Raw genomic sequence first — 16174 nt, 5'->3', positions numbered from 1 at the left:
TCTCGCTAATACTCCTCGCCCCGTTACTCCCTGATTTAACGAGGAATTTGCGAGATGCTGAACGTACGTTTTCCCATGAAGACCCTGACGGCCGTGATGGCGCTGGGCCTTTCTGCCAGCAGTCTGGCGCAGCAGGAAGTGATGACTCGCTCCAATGGTGCGCCGGTAGGCAACAACCAGAACTCCCTGACCGCCGGCCCGAACGGCCCGACACTCCTTCAGGACCACCACCTGCTGGAGAAGCTGGCGCACTTCGAGCGCGAGCGCATTCCGGAGCGAGTCGTCCACGCTCGCGGTACCGGTGCCTACGGTGAGTTCCGTGCCACCGCGGACCTGACCGACCTGACCGTCGCGGCACCTTTCCAGGACAAGGGCCAGGTGACGCCGGTCTTCGTGCGCTTCTCCAGCGTGATCAACAGCAAGGGTTCGCCGGAAACCCTGCGCGACCCGCGTGGCTTCGCCGTCAAGTTCTACACCGAACAGGGCAACTGGGACATCGTGGGCATCAACTTCCCGGTGTTCTTCATCCGCGATGCGATGAAGTTCCCGGACATGATCCATGCGCTGAAGCCGGACCCGCGTACCAACCTGCAGGACCCGAATCGCTACTTCGATTTCTTCAGCCACATCCCCGAAAGCACCAACATGCTGACCTACCTCTACTCGCCGCTGGGGATTCCGACCAGCCTGCGTGAGATGGATGGTTCCGGCGTGCATGCCTTCAAGTTCGTCAATGCCGAAGGCGACTGGAAGTACGTGAAGTTCACCTGGAAGTCGCGTCAGGGCAACCACGGCATGACGCCGCAAGAAGCCGCCAACGTGCAGTCCACTGACTTCAACCATCTGACCGATGACCTCTACACCCATCTGGATGCCGGCGATGACCCGGCCTGGGATCTCTATATCCAGACTCTGGATCCCAGCAAGCTGAACAGCTTCGATTTCAATCCGCTCGATACCACCAAGTTGTGGCCGGAAGACCTGATTCCTGCCCGCAAGGTCGGTGAGCTGACGCTGAATCGTACGCCGGACAACTTCTTCCAGGAAACCGAGCAGGCGGCCATGTCGCCGGCCAACCTGGTGCCGGGTGTCGAGCCCTCCGAAGACCGCATGCTGCAGGGACGTCTGTTCGCCTACGCCGATGCCCAGCGTTATCGCCTGGGGGCCAACTTCATGCAGCTGCCGGTGAATGCGCCCAAGAATGAGGTGCACAACAACCATCAGGACGGCGCGGGTTACTCCAAGCCGCGTTCCGGCTCCATCAACTATCAGCCGAGCCGCAACGCCGACTCGCTGGTGGATGACAGCCAGTACGAGTACAAGCGCTACACCCTGAATGGCACCACCCAGCAGCAGCCGATCGGCAAGCAGCAGAACTTCGCTCAGGCCGGTGAGCTGTATCGCTCCTTCTCCGAGCAGGATCAGGATGCTCTGATCCAGGCGCTGGGGACTGACCTGAGCAAGGTCAAGAACGAGGAGATCCGCGAGATCATGGTCAGCCACTTCTACCAGGCCGACCACGAATACGGTGAGCGTCTGGCCAAGGTGGCAGACGTCGACATGGACGACGTGGAAGAGCTGATCGAGGACTGAGACATCTGAGTCAGCGGCTGAAAGCAAAGCGTACAAAGAAAAGCGTGATGCGATCGCGATCAACCGCTGCCGGAAGTCCCGGGCCTGATTGACCCGGCAGGGGAGCTTGCGCTCCTCTGCCGGCCGGCACACGAGCGCAACATGTGCGCCAGACGAGCTCAACACGAGCGAAAGACGAGAGAGGAGCGCAAGATGCATACGATGCGAGCCACAGACTCCAGCGAGCAGCAACACGGCCTGGGCAGAAGATGGCTGGCGGTGTTGGCCAGTCTGCTGATGATGGTGATGGCGGGGCAGGCTGTCGCGGCTGGCGACATCGATATCTTTGACGCCGCACGCGATGGCGACAATGCCGCGATCCGGGAATATGTTCAGCAGGGCGGTGATCTCTCGGTCACCAATTCACGCAGCTATACCCCTTTCATTCTTGCGGCCTACTACGGGCATACCGACACCCTGGCGCTGCTCAAGTCTGCCGGTGCTGACGCCTGTGCACTCGATGAGAAAGGCAGCAATGCCTTCATGGGCGTGGCGTTTCGCGGCTTTGACGAGACAGCCAGATGGCTGATCGCCAATACCGACTGTGATGTGAATCATCGCAATTACAGTGGCCAGACGGCGCTGATGATGGCGTCTCTGTTCGGCAATGAAGACATCATCAAGCTGTTGCTGCAGGCCGGCGCGGACCCCTCGATCCAGGATGCGCGTGGCAATACTGCGCAGTCATTGGCGGCGGCCCAGGGCCTGTCACGTATCGTGACGCTGGTGAAGTTCAATATGTGAGGTCAGGCGTGCCAAGGGTGGCCAGTGAAGCCTGTTCAGGGAATCTATTGGCTGACAACGCGCTTGGCTCACAGGCCCTTGGCGCCACCAACCTGACGTTCTATCGACTTTACGTTCTATCGATTTTACGTTCCATCAATCTTGTGATCTATCAATCTGACGTTCAGCAAAGCGCAAGTCTTGCAGATCTGACCAACCCAACCCAACGAAAAAGACGAGAAGTGACACCATGAAAGCCATGAAAGTACTGTGTGTGACAGCTGCGCTGTGTGCTGTGAGCAATGCGGCATTTGCCGACAATGGCGAAAGCGACACCCGTGTCCGTGAGGCGTTGAGCGAGAGCCGTATCATGGGGCAGGCGCAGCCGGCCGAGCGCAGCACGCAAGTCTATGTGGAAAGCGGTATGAGCGTGGCGGCAGGCAGAGTGCAGCATGCCTTGAGTGAAGAAGGCAGTCGCGGACATGCTCGCAAGTGGGCCATTGAAGACAAGAATCACGCGACGGATTTCGTGAATGATGCCGGCAAGAGTGTCCCCGCCACCCGCATCGAACATGCCTTGAGCGAGAGCGCCTGACAGCCGATATCACCTCCGGGATGGAGTGTGCGTGACATCATGGTCGAGTCTTTCTGAGCGCTAGCTGCCAGCCAGCAATGATCAGTACGACACAATAACGTGAAGCCCGCCATTTGCGGAAAGACGCTTGACAATGACGATGTCATCTTGCTCCCGGAACCGGCAGGAACCCTTCAGCAAGGATTCTTGTTGAATCACGCTTTCAATCGCTGACGCCAGAATGTCTTCAATCGGCGTGATTCAGCGGAACAGAGTCCTTGCTCAAGCGCTCCTCGCGCCTATATCACAACCGACTGTGCCCCTCCCATTACCCCCAGTGTTGTGCCCTGATCAGTCCTTTACGCATCTCACCGAGAACATGCCACTTTTGCCAAGTGTCGCTCGGCGGATCTCGCCCTTGTGCGGATTCCACCAGGAGTAGGCCAGTGTTCTGGCAAACGCTTTGGTCGGCGTCGCCTCACTGCGGGTCCAGAATTCGGCGTAGGCGCCCTGGGTGATATACCAGCCTTTCCACTTCACGCCCGCCGGTCTGGCTGAAAAGCCGGCGAGATTGATGCGCGCCTGATCGAAGGACGTCAACAGGGAGTCGGATTGAGTCGCCTTGAGCGTGATGGCGATATCGTCATCGCCACGCCAGCCCATCGAGTCGATCTCCTTTTCTGCAGCTCCGATGGCGCGTTCCAGCGCTTTCCAGTCTTCATCCGAGGCGACTCTCCAGCCCACCGGGCAGAGATTGCGAGCATCACTGACATCGTGCCAGTCATACAGACGGCCATATGACAACAGGTTGTCAGGGTCATCCTCGGGGATGAATGCCGTCCGGATGGGCGAGCCATCCTGATAGCGAGTCGTTCTGAGGTTGTCGGCAAGCCAGGTCTGAGCGCCAATCTCCACGCTGCGATAGGTATTGCCTTCACTGTCCTGAATCGAGGTCTCCGGCTGGATGATCTCGTCATAAAGGCTGTTGGCAAAAGACATGTTCGGATTCATCATCAGAAGACCTGTCACTACCAGTGATACATTCATGGGATTCGCCTCCCTGAAGATAGGCGGGAAGGTCGGTGGTCGGCTCAAGGTCAAATCGGCCAGCTCAACTGCGTTGCCTTCTCCGAGACTTGCCATAGCCGGGTCATGACGCTCTTCTCCAGAACGAATGCCCCCAATTCGCACTCGCCCACCGGCCCGCCGAAATTCATCAGCCCCGTCGGGCCATGGTAGGCCCGCTGCCTGAGAGTCTCCTCGGTGGCGCACATGACTTCCGGGTAAGCGCCTTTCTCGGCCGTCTGCGCCATTCCCGTCTTCACCATCACTGCCCAGCTGAGTCGAGTCGCCAGATTGGCGTTGTCACGTATCAGTGAGGTGTTGGACGCGCCCGGATGGCAGACAAAGACTTTTACCTGGCGGCCTGCCGCCTCAATCCTGTCCTGCAATTCATAGGCGAACATCATCTGTGCCAGCTTGCTGTGGCTATAGACCTTGTTCGGGTGATAGTTGTGCTCCCAGTTCATGTCATTGAACTGGATGGTTTTCAGGCCCATCTTGTGGCCTTCACTGGAGACCACGACGATCCGCCCGTTGGAGGCATCGATACGCTCGAACAGCAGCCCGCACAGCAGGAAATGCCCGTAGTGATTCACTCCCAGCTGACTTTCGAAGCCGTCGACGGTGAGTTGCTGTCGGGAAACCTGAGCGATGGCGCCATTGCAGATGAGGGCATCGATCCGCGGGACCTTCTCCAGCACTTCCGCGGCCGCGCTGCGCACGCAGGCCAGCTCCGCCAGATCCATGTGTATATGACTGACATTCGCCGCGGGACCAAACTCTTCTTGCAGCGTCGCGATGGCCGCCTCTGATCTGGTCGGGTTGCGATTCAGCATCACGACGTCGGCCCCCTTGCTCAGCAATATGCGCGTCGCCTGAAAGCCCGCGCCGCTATTGGCGCCGGTGATGAGATAGGTCTTGCCGACGAGCGAGCCGATTCTGTCCGGGGTCCAGCCCTTGGGGCCAAATAGGGTGTTGCGAGTCATGGTCAAGATCCTGATGGCAGGTGTGCGGCGGTTGCGCTTGGGATACGTCAGGGGCGCGCACGAGAGCTGCGACTGGCTTTGCGTACGGCCGTGTCCTGCGAGCCTTGCGTATCTGGTACGTGTTTGCTGTAGAGACACTATAAGTATCGAGAAGAGCGACATATAGGCGCTATAGTCGCTAAAACTTGCCTATTCGTATCGGTTGGAGAGGGCGGCTTGCGGCATTCGCGAACGGGAGTGCGGGTGGCTGCAACAGGCAAAGCGAGTCACACCACGAGCAGCCTGTCTTGTGCGCCAGGCATGAAAAATCCCGCCTCAGGGGCGGGATTCTCGCTGCGGGACGTCATGAGACGGGGTTTCACGAGCCGGGGGGCATGGCGCGGGAACTGAGGGAGAAGGCGCGACGACGTCTAGTACTGCGCAGCGAGCTTCTGGGAAATCTGCGCCACCAGTCTCGGCAGCTCGCGCGCGTGGTGCATGCGCAGTGCGCCACGCGGCGTTTCATGGCCGTCGTCGTGATGGGCGAAGTGGATGACCTGCATGCCGGCATCCAGCCCTGCCTGTACCCCGACGATGGCATCATCGATCACCACGCAATGTGATGGCGAAAAGCCCATCTGCTCGGCCGCGAGCCGATAGATGCGCGGGTCCGGCTTCCACACGCCCAGGGTATAGGCGCTGTAGATATGGCCATCGAAGAAGCGCGCCAGGCGTGTGGTATCGAGCGCCAGACGCACCTTGCGCTCAGGCCCGTTGGACACCACACCACAGGGGTAGCCTGCAAGCTCCATCAAGGCGGCTGCCATGTCGGGCATCGCCGTCAGGCGTGCCTTCATCAACTCTTCCAGCAGGGCGCGCATCTCGCCTTCCATGCGCCGTGTGGGCGCTTCTTCCAGAACGCCATGGGCTGCCTCCAGCGTGCGCACGATGCTCATGAAGCGCATGCCGCGAAACTCGTTCATGTAGCGGTCGCTGGTAAACGGCAGACCATAGCGGGGCAGGGTGCTGGACATGGCCTCGGCGAGGAGGATTTCGCTATCAACCAGGGTGCCATCGGAATCAAACAGCAGGCAGAGTTCAGCCATCGATGCCTCTCGTGGGCGTCAGGAATGTGTGGCCTTCGACCTTAGCAGGTTCCCGCTCGCTGTCACCATGTCACGCAGCAAGAGTTGCCGAAAGCGCGCCTGGCAGTGGAGGGAAGAGTGATAGGCACATGAGGTTTTTGGCCTTAAGATGAGAATGCTTCTCGATCATGTTTTTGTTGACAGTATCAACCATCTGCCAATATAGTTGACCTATACCAACCATATGGTGAATGACACATGAGTCAGGCATCACTCAATGATGTGCTGCATCAGCTGATGCATGTCTATCGCAGGCAGCTTCGCATGGGCATTCAGCGCTACCAGCTTGATCTGCCTGTCACGCACGTTCGGGTGCTGAAGGGCATTGGCCGTACCTCCGAGTGCACGGCGCACAAGATCGTGCAGCATCTGGGGCAGGACAAGGCGCGCGTGACGCGGGTGCTCAATGAATTGATGACGGCGGGATTGATCGTCAAGACGGAAAATCCGCAGGACCGTCGCAGCCTGTTTCTCGCCCCTACCGCGGCGGGCCACGACATGCTCAAAGAGATTGAAGCCCTGGAAGATGAGACCGCTCGGCGGATGGCGGGAGACCTCAGCGATGAAGAGGTCGCCACATTCCTGAAAACGGCATCTGCCATGATCCACAATACAAGCGAGTGTGAAGCACGCGATGCTGAACAACTTGAAGGCGTTTGCCAGAGGAGTGCGCAAGATGGGTAAGCCCGCAATGCGAGAGCTTGAAGTGATTCGTTCCACCCCGGTGACGGAGCATATGCTGCGCGTCACCCTGGGCGGGGAGAATATCGGCTCCATCCCCGAGGGGCAGGAGAGCGCCTATATCAAACTGGTGTTTCCGCGCGGGGAAGGCGAGCGCCCGATGATGCGCACCTATACCATTCGTCATCAGCGTGCGACCGAGATCGATGTCGACTTCGCGCTGCATGATCACGCCGGCCCGGCATCTACCTGGGCCGTCAGCGCCCAGCCGGGGGACCGCATCACCATCGGCGGCCCGGGGCCCAAGAAGCTGATCAACATGGAAGCCGACTGGTTCCTGCTGGCGGGTGACATGACAGCCTTGCCGGCGATCAGCGTCAATCTGGCCGAGCTACCGGCCCAGGCGCGCGGTCACGCCGTCATCGAGGTGACCAGCGAAGCCGATATCCAGACGCTTGAGCATCCGGCAGGCATCGAGCTGCACTGGGTCATCAATGCGCAACCGGACCCGAGCGGCCAGCCGCTGCTGGACAAGATCGCCTCCTTGCCGAGCCTGGAGGGTCAGGTATCTGTCTGGGCGGCCTGTGAATTCGGCAGCATGAGAGCGCTGCGTGCTCACCTCAAGCAGGTGCACGAGATCCCCAAGTCCCACTTCTATGTCTCCAGCTACTGGAAGATCGGCCAGTCAGAAGACGGCCACAAGCTGGCCAAGCAGCGGGATGCCGAGGCGGAAGGGGCGAACTGAAGCCTGAGCCAGTGACGCCATCCAGCTCCAGAGAGGAAAATGCCCCGCAGGCCAGGCCTGTGGGGCATTTTTTCGTCAGCTGATCGCGAGCTGTTCGTGATGTCAGGGACTGGGTCAGAAGCGGTAGCTGGCACCCAGGCGGATGTCACGGCCCGGCTCGAGCATGCTGTCACCGCTGCTGAGCAGGTAGCTGCTGTGGTCGCTGTAGCGCTTGTCGAACACGTTGTTGACCGCCAGTGTCAGGGTCAGATCCTGATATGAGGCGGGTGTCCACTGGGCGCGGATGTCGTGCGTCACGTAGCCCGGCTTCTCCTCGTCGCCTTCTGCCACCCGATCCAGTCGTTCCACCGCGTTCAGGGTGTAGCCCAGGGTGACGTTGTGGTTTGGCAAGCGATACTGATGATCCCAGGTCCACTTGTCGCCGGTGGAGGCGCCGATGTTCATCTCGTCACCCAGCGGGTCGCCGTCGTTGTTCTTCATCACCACCTTGGCGTAGCCCAGGCGCGTGTCGTAGCCGCCCACGCCCCAGTTCAGGCTGGCTTCATAGCCACGGCTCTCGACTTCGCCCTCCAGGTTGTAGAGCACCGCCGGATCACTGCCGCGATCATAGGCCTGATAGTTCTCGATATCGGTATGGAAGCCGGTCAGCGCGAAGCCGAGGCGATCTCCCGCCATCAGGGCATCGCGCTGATGCCAATCCAGACCGATCTCGCGCTGGCGAGCGCGTTCCGGCTCAAGCCCCTCCGCGATGGTGACGTCATCGCCGATCAGGATCACTTCACGTGCCTTGGCGCCGCGAATGGCCTCGCCGTAGCCCGCATGCAGGGTGAGGTTGTCAGTGGCATCGACACTCAGAATCGCGTTGGGGGAGACCTCGCTGCCACTGACGCTGCCCGCCTCGCCGTAATCACTGTCGTAATCATCCAGCCGCGCACCAACGGACAGAGCCCACGGGCCCAGCGTCATGCGGTTCTGGGCGTAGATTCCCAGGTTGCGTGAGGTGTCTTCGTTGTTGGGGCCGGCGCTGCCTGAGTCATCGGAGCGACGAGTGTCCTGATCATAGAAGTCCACGCCAGTGGTCAGCGCATGTGCCACGTCACCCGTCTTGAGGCGCAAGGTGTTGCGGACATCCGCGCCGAATTCGCGGGAACGGCTGGTGCTGCCGGCCTCGACACGATCCAGTTCCTGGGTGGTGTGATAGAGGGTGGTTCTGGTGTCGATCAGGTCATTGCCCGGGTGCCAGGCATGATTGACGGTGAAGGTCTCGCGCTCCATTTCCTGATAGGTCGGCTGCTGACTGCTGAAGCTCGGCATATGCGGACGCGTGAAATAGGTGCCGTGATCGGTGGTGCGCTCGGCGCTGATGCGCAGGTCCTGATCATTGACGTCCAGCAGTGACACCTTGAGCAGGTAGCCGCGCTGCTGACCTGCGGTCTGTTCCTGCTCACCGCCACCGCCAACTTCATAGTCATCGCTGTTGCGGCCGCTGACATATCCCATCAGACCGAGATTCTCCCCCAGACGACCATAGAACGCCGTGGTACCGGAGGTGGCGTCCGCCGCACTTTCGGTGCCGACTGAGACGCGCGCGCCCAGGTCCTGGCCGGGCTTGAGCAGGTCCTGCGCATCCTTGGTCTCGAAGCGGAGGCTGCCGCCAAGCGCGCCCGGGCCGTCATCGGCGGTCGCGGGGCCTTTATCGACTTCCGCCTGCTTGAGCAGTGCCGGGTCAATGGTCAATCGACCGGTATGGTGGAAGAGGTAGCCGCCCTGACGCGCGCCATCGATGGTGACGTTCAGGTTGGTGTCTTCCAGGCCGCGTACATAGACCTTCTGGCCGATGGCGATGCCACCGCCGACACTGACGCCCGGTTCGGCGCGGAACAGGTCTTCCAGGTCGCGTGCCTGACGCTGATCGATCTCTTCAGCGCTGATCACGACATTCTGTTCGAGACGGTCTTCGCTGATGACGAGGGTGGACATGTCGTCAGCCGAGGCGTGGCCCGAGAGGCTCAGGGTCAACGCACTGGCGGAGAGGACGGCTGCGGTAAGCGGATGGAGGCGGAGGTGCACGTGAGATCCCTTGCTCTGAATAGTTATATGTTGCGTCTGGAAATGCTAATCGTTATCAATAGTGAATTGCAAGATTATTGCACAATTCTTGCCTGAAGGGTCTGCTGGCGTCGTATCGGGGAGAAAGACCGCGATTGAGTTGCCCGTGCAAGGCATTGTCACGGGCAAGCCGATAGGGTTGCTGAATAAGGGTTGCTGGATAAGGGCTGCCGGATATCGGTGCGCTCTGTATCGTGCTCGGTTATCGTGGCAAGCCACGCCCCCTTTTTTGACCACCGTCACGTGAGGCACCAGAGTGGATCAAGCAGAAGCACTGTACGAAGCCGTCAATCAGCTCATTCGTGTCCATCAGTTTCGCGACAGGGAAAGCATCTGCCACCACAACGTCTCCGTCGCTCAATGCTATGCACTGGAAACGCTGGTCAAGCGCGGACCGCTGAGACTGCAGGCGCTGGCGGACGAGATGTACCTCGACAAGAGCACGACAAGCCGGGTCGCCGACTCACTGATCCGCAAGCACTATGTGCGCAAGATCGAGGACCCCAACGACCGGCGTGCCGTTGAGCTTTCGCTGACCCCGGAGGGCAGGGCGCTGTACCAGCAGATTCACACCGAGCTGGTCGCGGAAGAGGCCTCGATGATCGAGGGCCTGTCGCCGGAGGTCGTGGAGGGCGCAGTGACACTGCTCAACAAGCTGACCCTTGCCGCGCGGCAGCGCCTGGGTGACTGATTGAGCGCCTGGCAGTAGACATTAGCGTGGAGGGATACTAGGTTTGTTGTCACTGACAACATATTGCTGCGAGAGACTGCCATGAGTCGTGATATCAAAAGCCTGCCGGTGGCCATCATCGGCGCCGGGCCGATAGGGCTGAGCGCTGCTATCAATCTGCTGGAGGCAGGGTTGGAGCCGATTCTCTTCGAGTCGGGCGCACACGCAGGCGCCAACCTGGCCAGCTGGGGACATGTACGCATGTTCTCGCCCTGGTCATGGAATATCGACGCTTTAGCGGCCGAGTTGCTGCAGGAACAGGGTTGGCAGGCCCCGGACGCCGCTGCCTATCCCACCGGGGCCGAGTTTCTCGACCGCTATGTCGCACCGCTCGCCGCGCACCCGTCGATCAGCTCGCGCCTGCATGTCGATAGCCGCGTCACCCATGTCAGTCGACAACAGCATGATGTGCTGCGCAGTGGCGGTCGCGATGAGGCGCCCTTCGTGCTGCGCGTCGAGGGCCCTGATGGCCCGCGCGATGTGCTGGCCCGCGCGGTGATCGATGCCACCGGCACCTACCAGACCCCCAACTGGATCGGGGCGCACGGCATTCCCGCCATTGGTGAGCAAGTGGCGGCCGAAGTCATTGCCTATGGCGTGCCGGACATCCGCGGCACACAAGCGGTTGAGTATGCCGGCAAGTCGGTACTCGTGATCGGCAGCGGCCACTCGGCGCTGAATGCGTTGCAGGACCTGATCGCGCTGGCAGACCGTGAAGAGGGGATGCGAATCGTCTGGGGTGTTCGCTCCGCCAATATCGAGGAGGTCATCCGCCCGGCGCCCAATGATGAGCTGGAGGAACGCAAGGCGCTCGAACTGCGTATCAAGGCACTGCTTGAGGAAGGCCGGATCGAGGTAGTGACCGAGCTTGCCGTCGAGGCGATCGAACACCAAGCGGGGCGCTGGGTAGTACAGAGTGGCGAACACCGGCTGCCAGCGGTGGATCGCATCATCGCGGCCACCGGCTTCCGCCCGTCTCTGGGGCTGCTGTCTGAATTGCGTGTCTCGCTGGACCCCGCGACGCAGAGCCCTATCAAGCTTGCGCCGCTGATCGACCCCAACCAGCACAGCTGTGGGTCGGTGCCGGAACACGGCGCGGCCGAACTGCTGCATGCCGAGCCAGGCTTGTTCATCCTCGGCATCAAGAGTTACGGCAGAGCGCCGACCTTCCTGATGCGCACCGGCTATCAGCAGGTCAGATCCGTGGTGGCCGCGCTGGCAGACCCCGCCTCCATTCGCCCGGCGCCAGTCTGCAATGCCCCAGCTACCCGCAACGCCTGCTCTGCACCCGCCTGATCGTCGCGCGCCGGCCTGGAAGTGTGATGTGTGGGCGTGATGTGTTGGCAGTAGTGGTGATCGGTTGGTCCGCGCGACGAGAGAACATGAAAATGCCCGCTACCTTTCGGTAGCGGGCATTTTTCGTTCAGGCATGGGGCGTGTGGATAGGCTCGTTCCCGGAAGCTGGTAAAAGGCTCAGCCCGTCGAACCTGCCTTCTCGGGGGCCACCTGCTTCAACTGCACCGGTTTGCGAATGCCGAGGAAGTAGACGAAGACCACCGTCAGCACGACGAAGAACAGGCTGTCCGGCGTGGTGATGAAGGTCATAGGGTTGCCGTTGGAGAGCGTCAGCGCGCGACGCAGGAATTCTTCCAGGTTCGGGCCGAGGATGAAGCCGAGCAGCAGCGTGATCACCGGATAATCATGTTTGCGCATCAGGTAGGCGACGATGCCCAGCACCAGCGTCATCATCATCTGGAACACGGAGTAGGTGGCCACGAAGCTGCCGACCACGGCCAGCAGTGCGATGGCGCCATAGAGCACGTCCTTGCGGATCGTGACGATGCGCAGGAAGTAGGGGCCCATCAGGTAGAGCGTGAGAGGAATCAGGATCAGCGCGCTGAACAGCAGCGAGGCCAGCATCGGTGCGATCAGGCCGGATTGCGAGGCCATCAGCTGCGGCCCCGGCTGGATGCCGTTGATCACCAGCACCCCCAGCACGATGGCCGTCACCGGGTCACCCGGAATCCCGAAGGTCAGCATCGGCACCAGGGCACCACCGCACACGGCATTGTTGGCGCTCTCGGCGGCGGCGATGCCTTGGGGATTGCCCTTGCCGAAGCTCTCCGGCTTCTTCGAGGTGCGCACGGTTTCCACGTAGGCGAGAAAACCACCCATCGAACCGCCTGCGCCGGGCAGGGTGCCGACCATGTAGCCGATCAGCGTCGACTTCAGATAGCAGCCGATGCCGATCTCGCGAATGGCGCTCAGCGGCGGAATGAAATCACGCCGCTTGAGCTGCTTGCTGGCCTTGAGTTGCTGGCGGATGGCGGCGTCCTTCTTGCGGTTGCCGACCTGGATCAACAGCTCGCTGATGGCGAAGGTGCCGATGATGACCGGCATCAGGTCGATCCCGGCGGTCAGCTCACTGATGCCGAAGGTGAAGCGGGCCAGCGGCTGCATGGCGTCCAGCCCGACGGTCGCGAGCATCAGGCCCAGGCAGGCAGTGATGCCGGCCTTGCGGATGTTGCCGCGTTGGGCGACCACGATCACGATCAGCGCGAAGGCGATCAGCGCACACTTGCCCGTCGTCTTGACCAGCAGTGAGGCCTCGGCGATGAAGGGGGCCAGCACGATCAACAGCAGCGCGCCGAGGCTGCCGCCGATCATCGAGCCGAAGGAGGCATGGCCCAGCGCCAGCGCGCCTTCGCCACGCTGCTGCATGGGGTAGCCTTCCAGCGCTGTCATCATCGAGGACGGCGCGCCGGGAATATTGATGGTGGTGGCCGTGATGCTGCCGCCACACATGCCGGCCATGTAGATGCTGGCACACGCCATCAGGGCGGTGGTGACATCGAGGCTGTAGGTCAGCGGCAGCAGCAGGGCGAGTGCCAGCGTCGCGGTCAGACCCGGAATGGCCGAGAAGATGGTGCCGATCACGAAGCCGGCGACCACGTAGAACAGGATCACGGGGTCGAGCAGCAGGGCGAAGCTCGAGAATACCTGGGCGATGAATTCCATGGGTCAGCTCCCGTTGTCCAGGCCGAGCGCTGACAGATCCAGCGCAGGGAGATGGACGTTGAACAGTTGCTCGAAGAGGCCATAGCCCAGCGCGGAAATGGCGCAGGCGATCACTGCCTTGCTGACCCACTTGTCGCGCCCCGCGAACAGCAGCATCACGGCGAAGACATACAGCGCTGACGAGAGCAGGTAACCCAGATGCGAGAACGCCAGGATATAGAGCGCGGTCACCAGCATCAGGCGCAGCGCCGGCGAGAAGAGAGACGAGCTTGCGTCGCTGTCCGCGCTGGAGGCGTCATCGTTGGCGGACTCGTTGCTGCGGGAGTCGCGGCTCGCCCGTTGTTGGCTCACCAGCTGCGCCACGCAGAGCACGAGCGCGATGCTGCCGATCAGAGCAGGGAAGAAGGAGGCCGTCAGGCGGTCATTGTCCAATGGCGGCGCCATCTGGAAGGCACTGATCAGATAGAGGGCGCTGATGGCGGTCATGGCCAGCGTCAGCGGTGTCGCCCCGCTGAGCAGCCAATGACGCCGGGCGGGAGGAGAGGCGGAAGGAGACATGACAGAATTCCCTGGCGGCGCCCGTGGCTGGGCGCCGCTTGACGATGGAAGTGAAGGAGGACGGGGAGACGTGGGATTGCAGCGGCACTCAGAGGTACCGCGTGGCAGCGCGTCTACAGGCCGAGTTCATCCATGGCAGTGAAGGTCTTCTGTTGGTAGTCCTCGATCCAGGCGTTGACCTCATCGGCCCCCAGCCAGCTGGGCGTGACGCCGACTCCCGTGATCCACTTCTGGAATTCTGGTGTCTCGTAGGCGCTGTGGTAGGCGCTTTCCAGGGTGCTGACCACTTCCTCCGGGGTGCCCTTGGGCACGGCCAGCACGATGAAGCTGCCGGTCTCGAGATTGCCGCCCAGTTCGCTCATCGGCGGCACTTCCGGGTAGGCCGGATTCTGCTCGGAGGAGAACTCGACGAGGCCGTGGGCGTCGCCGGAATCCAGAATGCCGGAGAAGTCTCCCAGGCTCGAGATGGCGCCGTCGATCTCACCGGAGAGCAGGGCCTCGGCTTCGGCGGTGGAAGAGCCAGGATAGCTGATGACATTGAACTCTACGCCCGCTGCCGCTTCCAGGCGGCGCACCGCCAGATAGGGGCCCGAGCCTTTAGGAGCGACACCGATCCTCACGGTGCCGGGGTTTGCGCGTGCGGCCTCGATCAGTTGCTCATAATTCTCGTAACCGGACTGCCTGGAGACCACGATGGCATCCGCTTCCTTGGTAATGCGGGCGAAGGGGATCATCCGGTCCAGCGAATAGCCGGGCACCAGATTGCCGCGTGGCAGGGTGATGATGCTGTCATAGGTCATCACGCCGACGGTATGGCCGTCCGGACGCGCCTTGCTGAGCTGCATCAGGCCGGTGGCGGTGATGGCGCCGCCGATATTCTCGACGTAGATCGATTTCGGCAGGTCCTGCTCGGCGAGGTTGCTGATCTTGCGACTGATAGCGTCGGCACCACCGCCGGCCGGCCATGGCACGATCAGGCGAATGTCTCGCACGGGATAGTCGGCCTGCACGCCGGTGCTGACGAAGGGCGAGGCCGCCACCATGCCGGACAGGGCCAGCGGGGCGAGCAAGGCCAGCAGCGGACGACTGCGGCGCTTGCGGTCTGCGCGGGATTGCTGACTGGCATCAGAGCTGGCGTGAGGGTTGGCGTTCACGTTGGCCTGATGGCTGTTGAGAAGGCTATTCAGATGGGTCATGGCATGACTCCAGTGTTGTTATGGTTGTGATCACTCGAGGCGCATTGAGGCAGGAGGGATGGCGGACGACAGGTCGGCGTGGCCTGTCGTCCGTGGCCGCCGTGGACAAGACGGCGGCTGGCGAGCCGATTACTGCTTGGCGGCCATATAGCGTTCGAATTCTGCGCGTGCTTCGTCGGTCGGCGGATACAGACCGATCACCGGCGTGCCGTTGCGTACCTTTTCCAGCACGTAATCCTCGAAATCTTCCATCTGGCTGGCTTCCTCGGCGATCTCGTCGGCCAGTTCCAGCGGCACGACCATGACACCATCGGCATCGCCGACCAGCACATCGCCCGGGAAGACCGGCACGCCACCGCAACCGATCGGCACCTGCAGTTCTACCGCGTGATGCTTGGTCAGGTTGGTCGGTGCGCTCGGCTTGGCGCAGAAGATCGGCAGGTTCATCTCGGCGGCGGCGCCTGAATCACGAATGCCGGCATCGGAGACGAAGCCCGCGCACTGACGATACTCCAGACGTGTTAGCAGAATGCTGCCGGCGCTGGCGGCCGAGGCGTCCTGGCGGCAGTCAGACACCATCACGTGACCGGCCGGGACGGTTTCCACCGCCAGACGCTGCGGGTGCTTGGGGTCGCGGAAGGCGGCGACGGTATCGATGTCTTCCCGCGCCGGGATGTAACGCAGCGTGAAGGCCTGGCCCACCATCTGGGTGGTCCTGTTGTTCATCTGCACCACGTTCTGGATGAAGGTGTTGCGCAGACCGCGCTTGAACAGCAGGGTGTGCAGGGAAGCGGTGGAGGCGCGCATCAAACGCTCGCGGGTCACGGAGGAGAGCTCGGCGTAGCTGGGATGCTCTGTGGAGGTAATGGCAGTCATATGGCGTCCGTCGTCAGTATAGGTAAGGAGTCTCGGCTCTCGGCAACGTGCCTGGCCCAAGTGATCAGTCGACACGTGCGTCTGATGTGTTTTCGAGACTCACTATAGGGGGGAAGGGGTGACTGATCAAACAAATATTGACAACTTTTGATGAGCAATA

At 61.4% G+C, this 16174-nt stretch carries 16 protein-coding genes; 8 read left to right on the top strand and 8 right to left on the bottom strand.

The genetic code is table 11. The features are described from left to right. Positions 1–54: 54 nt before the first annotated feature. From CLAM6_RS10585 to CLAM6_RS10570, 4 genes are all read left to right on the top strand, one after another. On the top strand, positions 55–1593 hold the full coding sequence (locus CLAM6_RS10585; RefSeq protein ID WP_153636039.1) for a catalase: 1539 nt from the start codon (positions 55–57) through the stop codon (positions 1591–1593). Between the two features lie 192 nt (positions 1594–1785). Continuing rightward, positions 1786–2376, top strand: coding sequence for an ankyrin repeat domain-containing protein (locus CLAM6_RS10580; protein WP_197738662.1), 591 nt, complete (start codon positions 1786–1788; stop codon positions 2374–2376). Between the two features lie 17 nt (positions 2377–2393). Then, positions 2394–2609: a hypothetical protein gene (locus tag CLAM6_RS10575; RefSeq protein ID WP_153636038.1), complete on the top strand. Its 216-nt coding sequence runs from the start codon at positions 2394–2396 to the stop codon at positions 2607–2609. Next, positions 2606–2950: a hypothetical protein gene (locus CLAM6_RS10570; RefSeq protein ID WP_153636037.1), complete on the top strand. Its 345-nt coding sequence runs from the start codon at positions 2606–2608 to the stop codon at positions 2948–2950. The genes CLAM6_RS10575 and CLAM6_RS10570 overlap by 4 nt, the downstream gene beginning before the upstream one ends. Positions 2951–3280: 330 nt before the next feature. On the opposite strand, the gene CLAM6_RS10565 is transcribed toward CLAM6_RS10570, so the two are convergent. The 3 genes from CLAM6_RS10565 to CLAM6_RS10555 all read right to left on the bottom strand — a co-directional run bounded on the left by CLAM6_RS10565 (position 3281) and on the right by CLAM6_RS10555 (position 6062). After that, positions 3281–3928, bottom strand: coding sequence for a fibrobacter succinogenes major paralogous domain-containing protein (locus CLAM6_RS10565; RefSeq protein ID WP_197738661.1), 648 nt, complete (start codon positions 3926–3928; stop codon positions 3281–3283). 98 nt (positions 3929–4026) lie between these two features. Continuing rightward, positions 4027–4977, bottom strand: coding sequence for an SDR family oxidoreductase (locus CLAM6_RS10560; protein WP_153636036.1), 951 nt, complete (start codon positions 4975–4977; stop codon positions 4027–4029). A gap of 410 nt (positions 4978–5387) precedes the next feature. Then, on the bottom strand, positions 5388–6062 hold the full coding sequence (locus CLAM6_RS10555) for an HAD family hydrolase (RefSeq protein WP_153636035.1): 675 nt from the start codon (positions 6060–6062) through the stop codon (positions 5388–5390). Between the two features lie 303 nt (positions 6063–6365). On the opposite strand from CLAM6_RS10555, the gene CLAM6_RS10550 reads away from it, so the two are divergent. Both CLAM6_RS10550 and CLAM6_RS10545 read left to right on the top strand, forming a co-directional pair. Beyond that, positions 6366–6785: a MarR family winged helix-turn-helix transcriptional regulator gene (locus tag CLAM6_RS10550; protein WP_197738660.1), complete on the top strand. Its 420-nt coding sequence runs from the start codon at positions 6366–6368 to the stop codon at positions 6783–6785. Then, the gene (locus CLAM6_RS10545) at positions 6778–7527 is read left to right on the top strand and encodes a siderophore-interacting protein (protein WP_153636034.1); all 750 of its coding nucleotides are present in this window, start codon (positions 6778–6780) and stop codon (positions 7525–7527) included. The genes CLAM6_RS10550 and CLAM6_RS10545 overlap by 8 nt, the downstream gene beginning before the upstream one ends. Positions 7528–7641: 114 nt before the next feature. On the opposite strand, the gene CLAM6_RS10540 is transcribed toward CLAM6_RS10545, so the two are convergent. Next, positions 7642–9597 carry a TonB-dependent receptor domain-containing protein gene (locus CLAM6_RS10540; protein ID WP_153636033.1) on the bottom strand — a complete coding sequence of 652 codons (1956 nt, stop codon included), beginning with the start codon at positions 9595–9597 and terminating at the stop codon, positions 7642–7644. 295 nt (positions 9598–9892) lie between these two features. On the opposite strand from CLAM6_RS10540, the gene CLAM6_RS10535 reads away from it, so the two are divergent. Then, positions 9893–10327, top strand: a complete 435-nt coding sequence (locus CLAM6_RS10535) for a MarR family winged helix-turn-helix transcriptional regulator (RefSeq protein ID WP_131432280.1) — start codon at positions 9893–9895, stop codon at positions 10325–10327. Between the two features lie 81 nt (positions 10328–10408). Further along, positions 10409–11662 (top strand): NAD(P)-binding domain-containing protein, encoded by a 1254-nt coding sequence (locus CLAM6_RS10530; RefSeq protein ID WP_153636032.1) that lies wholly within the window; start codon positions 10409–10411, stop codon positions 11660–11662. A gap of 177 nt (positions 11663–11839) precedes the next feature. Here the strand turns inward: CLAM6_RS10530 and CLAM6_RS10525 are convergent, their stop codons facing one another. The 4 genes from CLAM6_RS10525 to CLAM6_RS10510 all read right to left on the bottom strand — a co-directional run bounded on the left by CLAM6_RS10525 (position 11840) and on the right by CLAM6_RS10510 (position 16014). Further along, positions 11840–13384, bottom strand: coding sequence for a tripartite tricarboxylate transporter permease (locus CLAM6_RS10525; protein WP_153636031.1), 1545 nt, complete (start codon positions 13382–13384; stop codon positions 11840–11842). Positions 13385–13387: 3 nt separating this feature from the next. Further along, positions 13388–13942, bottom strand: coding sequence for a tripartite tricarboxylate transporter TctB family protein (locus CLAM6_RS10520; RefSeq protein WP_153636030.1), 555 nt, complete (start codon positions 13940–13942; stop codon positions 13388–13390). Between the two features lie 113 nt (positions 13943–14055). Beyond that, positions 14056–15138: a Bug family tripartite tricarboxylate transporter substrate binding protein gene (locus tag CLAM6_RS10515; protein ID WP_197738659.1), complete on the bottom strand. Its 1083-nt coding sequence runs from the start codon at positions 15136–15138 to the stop codon at positions 14056–14058. Between the two features lie 129 nt (positions 15139–15267). Beyond that, positions 15268–16014, bottom strand: a complete 747-nt coding sequence (locus CLAM6_RS10510; RefSeq protein ID WP_052384648.1) for a ribonuclease activity regulator RraA — start codon at positions 16012–16014, stop codon at positions 15268–15270. Positions 16015–16174 lie beyond the last annotated feature (160 nt).

Source organism: Cobetia sp. AM6, from assembly GCF_009617955.1.
GTDB classification, from domain to species: domain Bacteria; phylum Pseudomonadota; class Gammaproteobacteria; order Pseudomonadales; family Halomonadaceae; genus Cobetia; species Cobetia amphilecti.
This window is presented reverse-complemented; position numbering and strand designations above follow the sequence as displayed.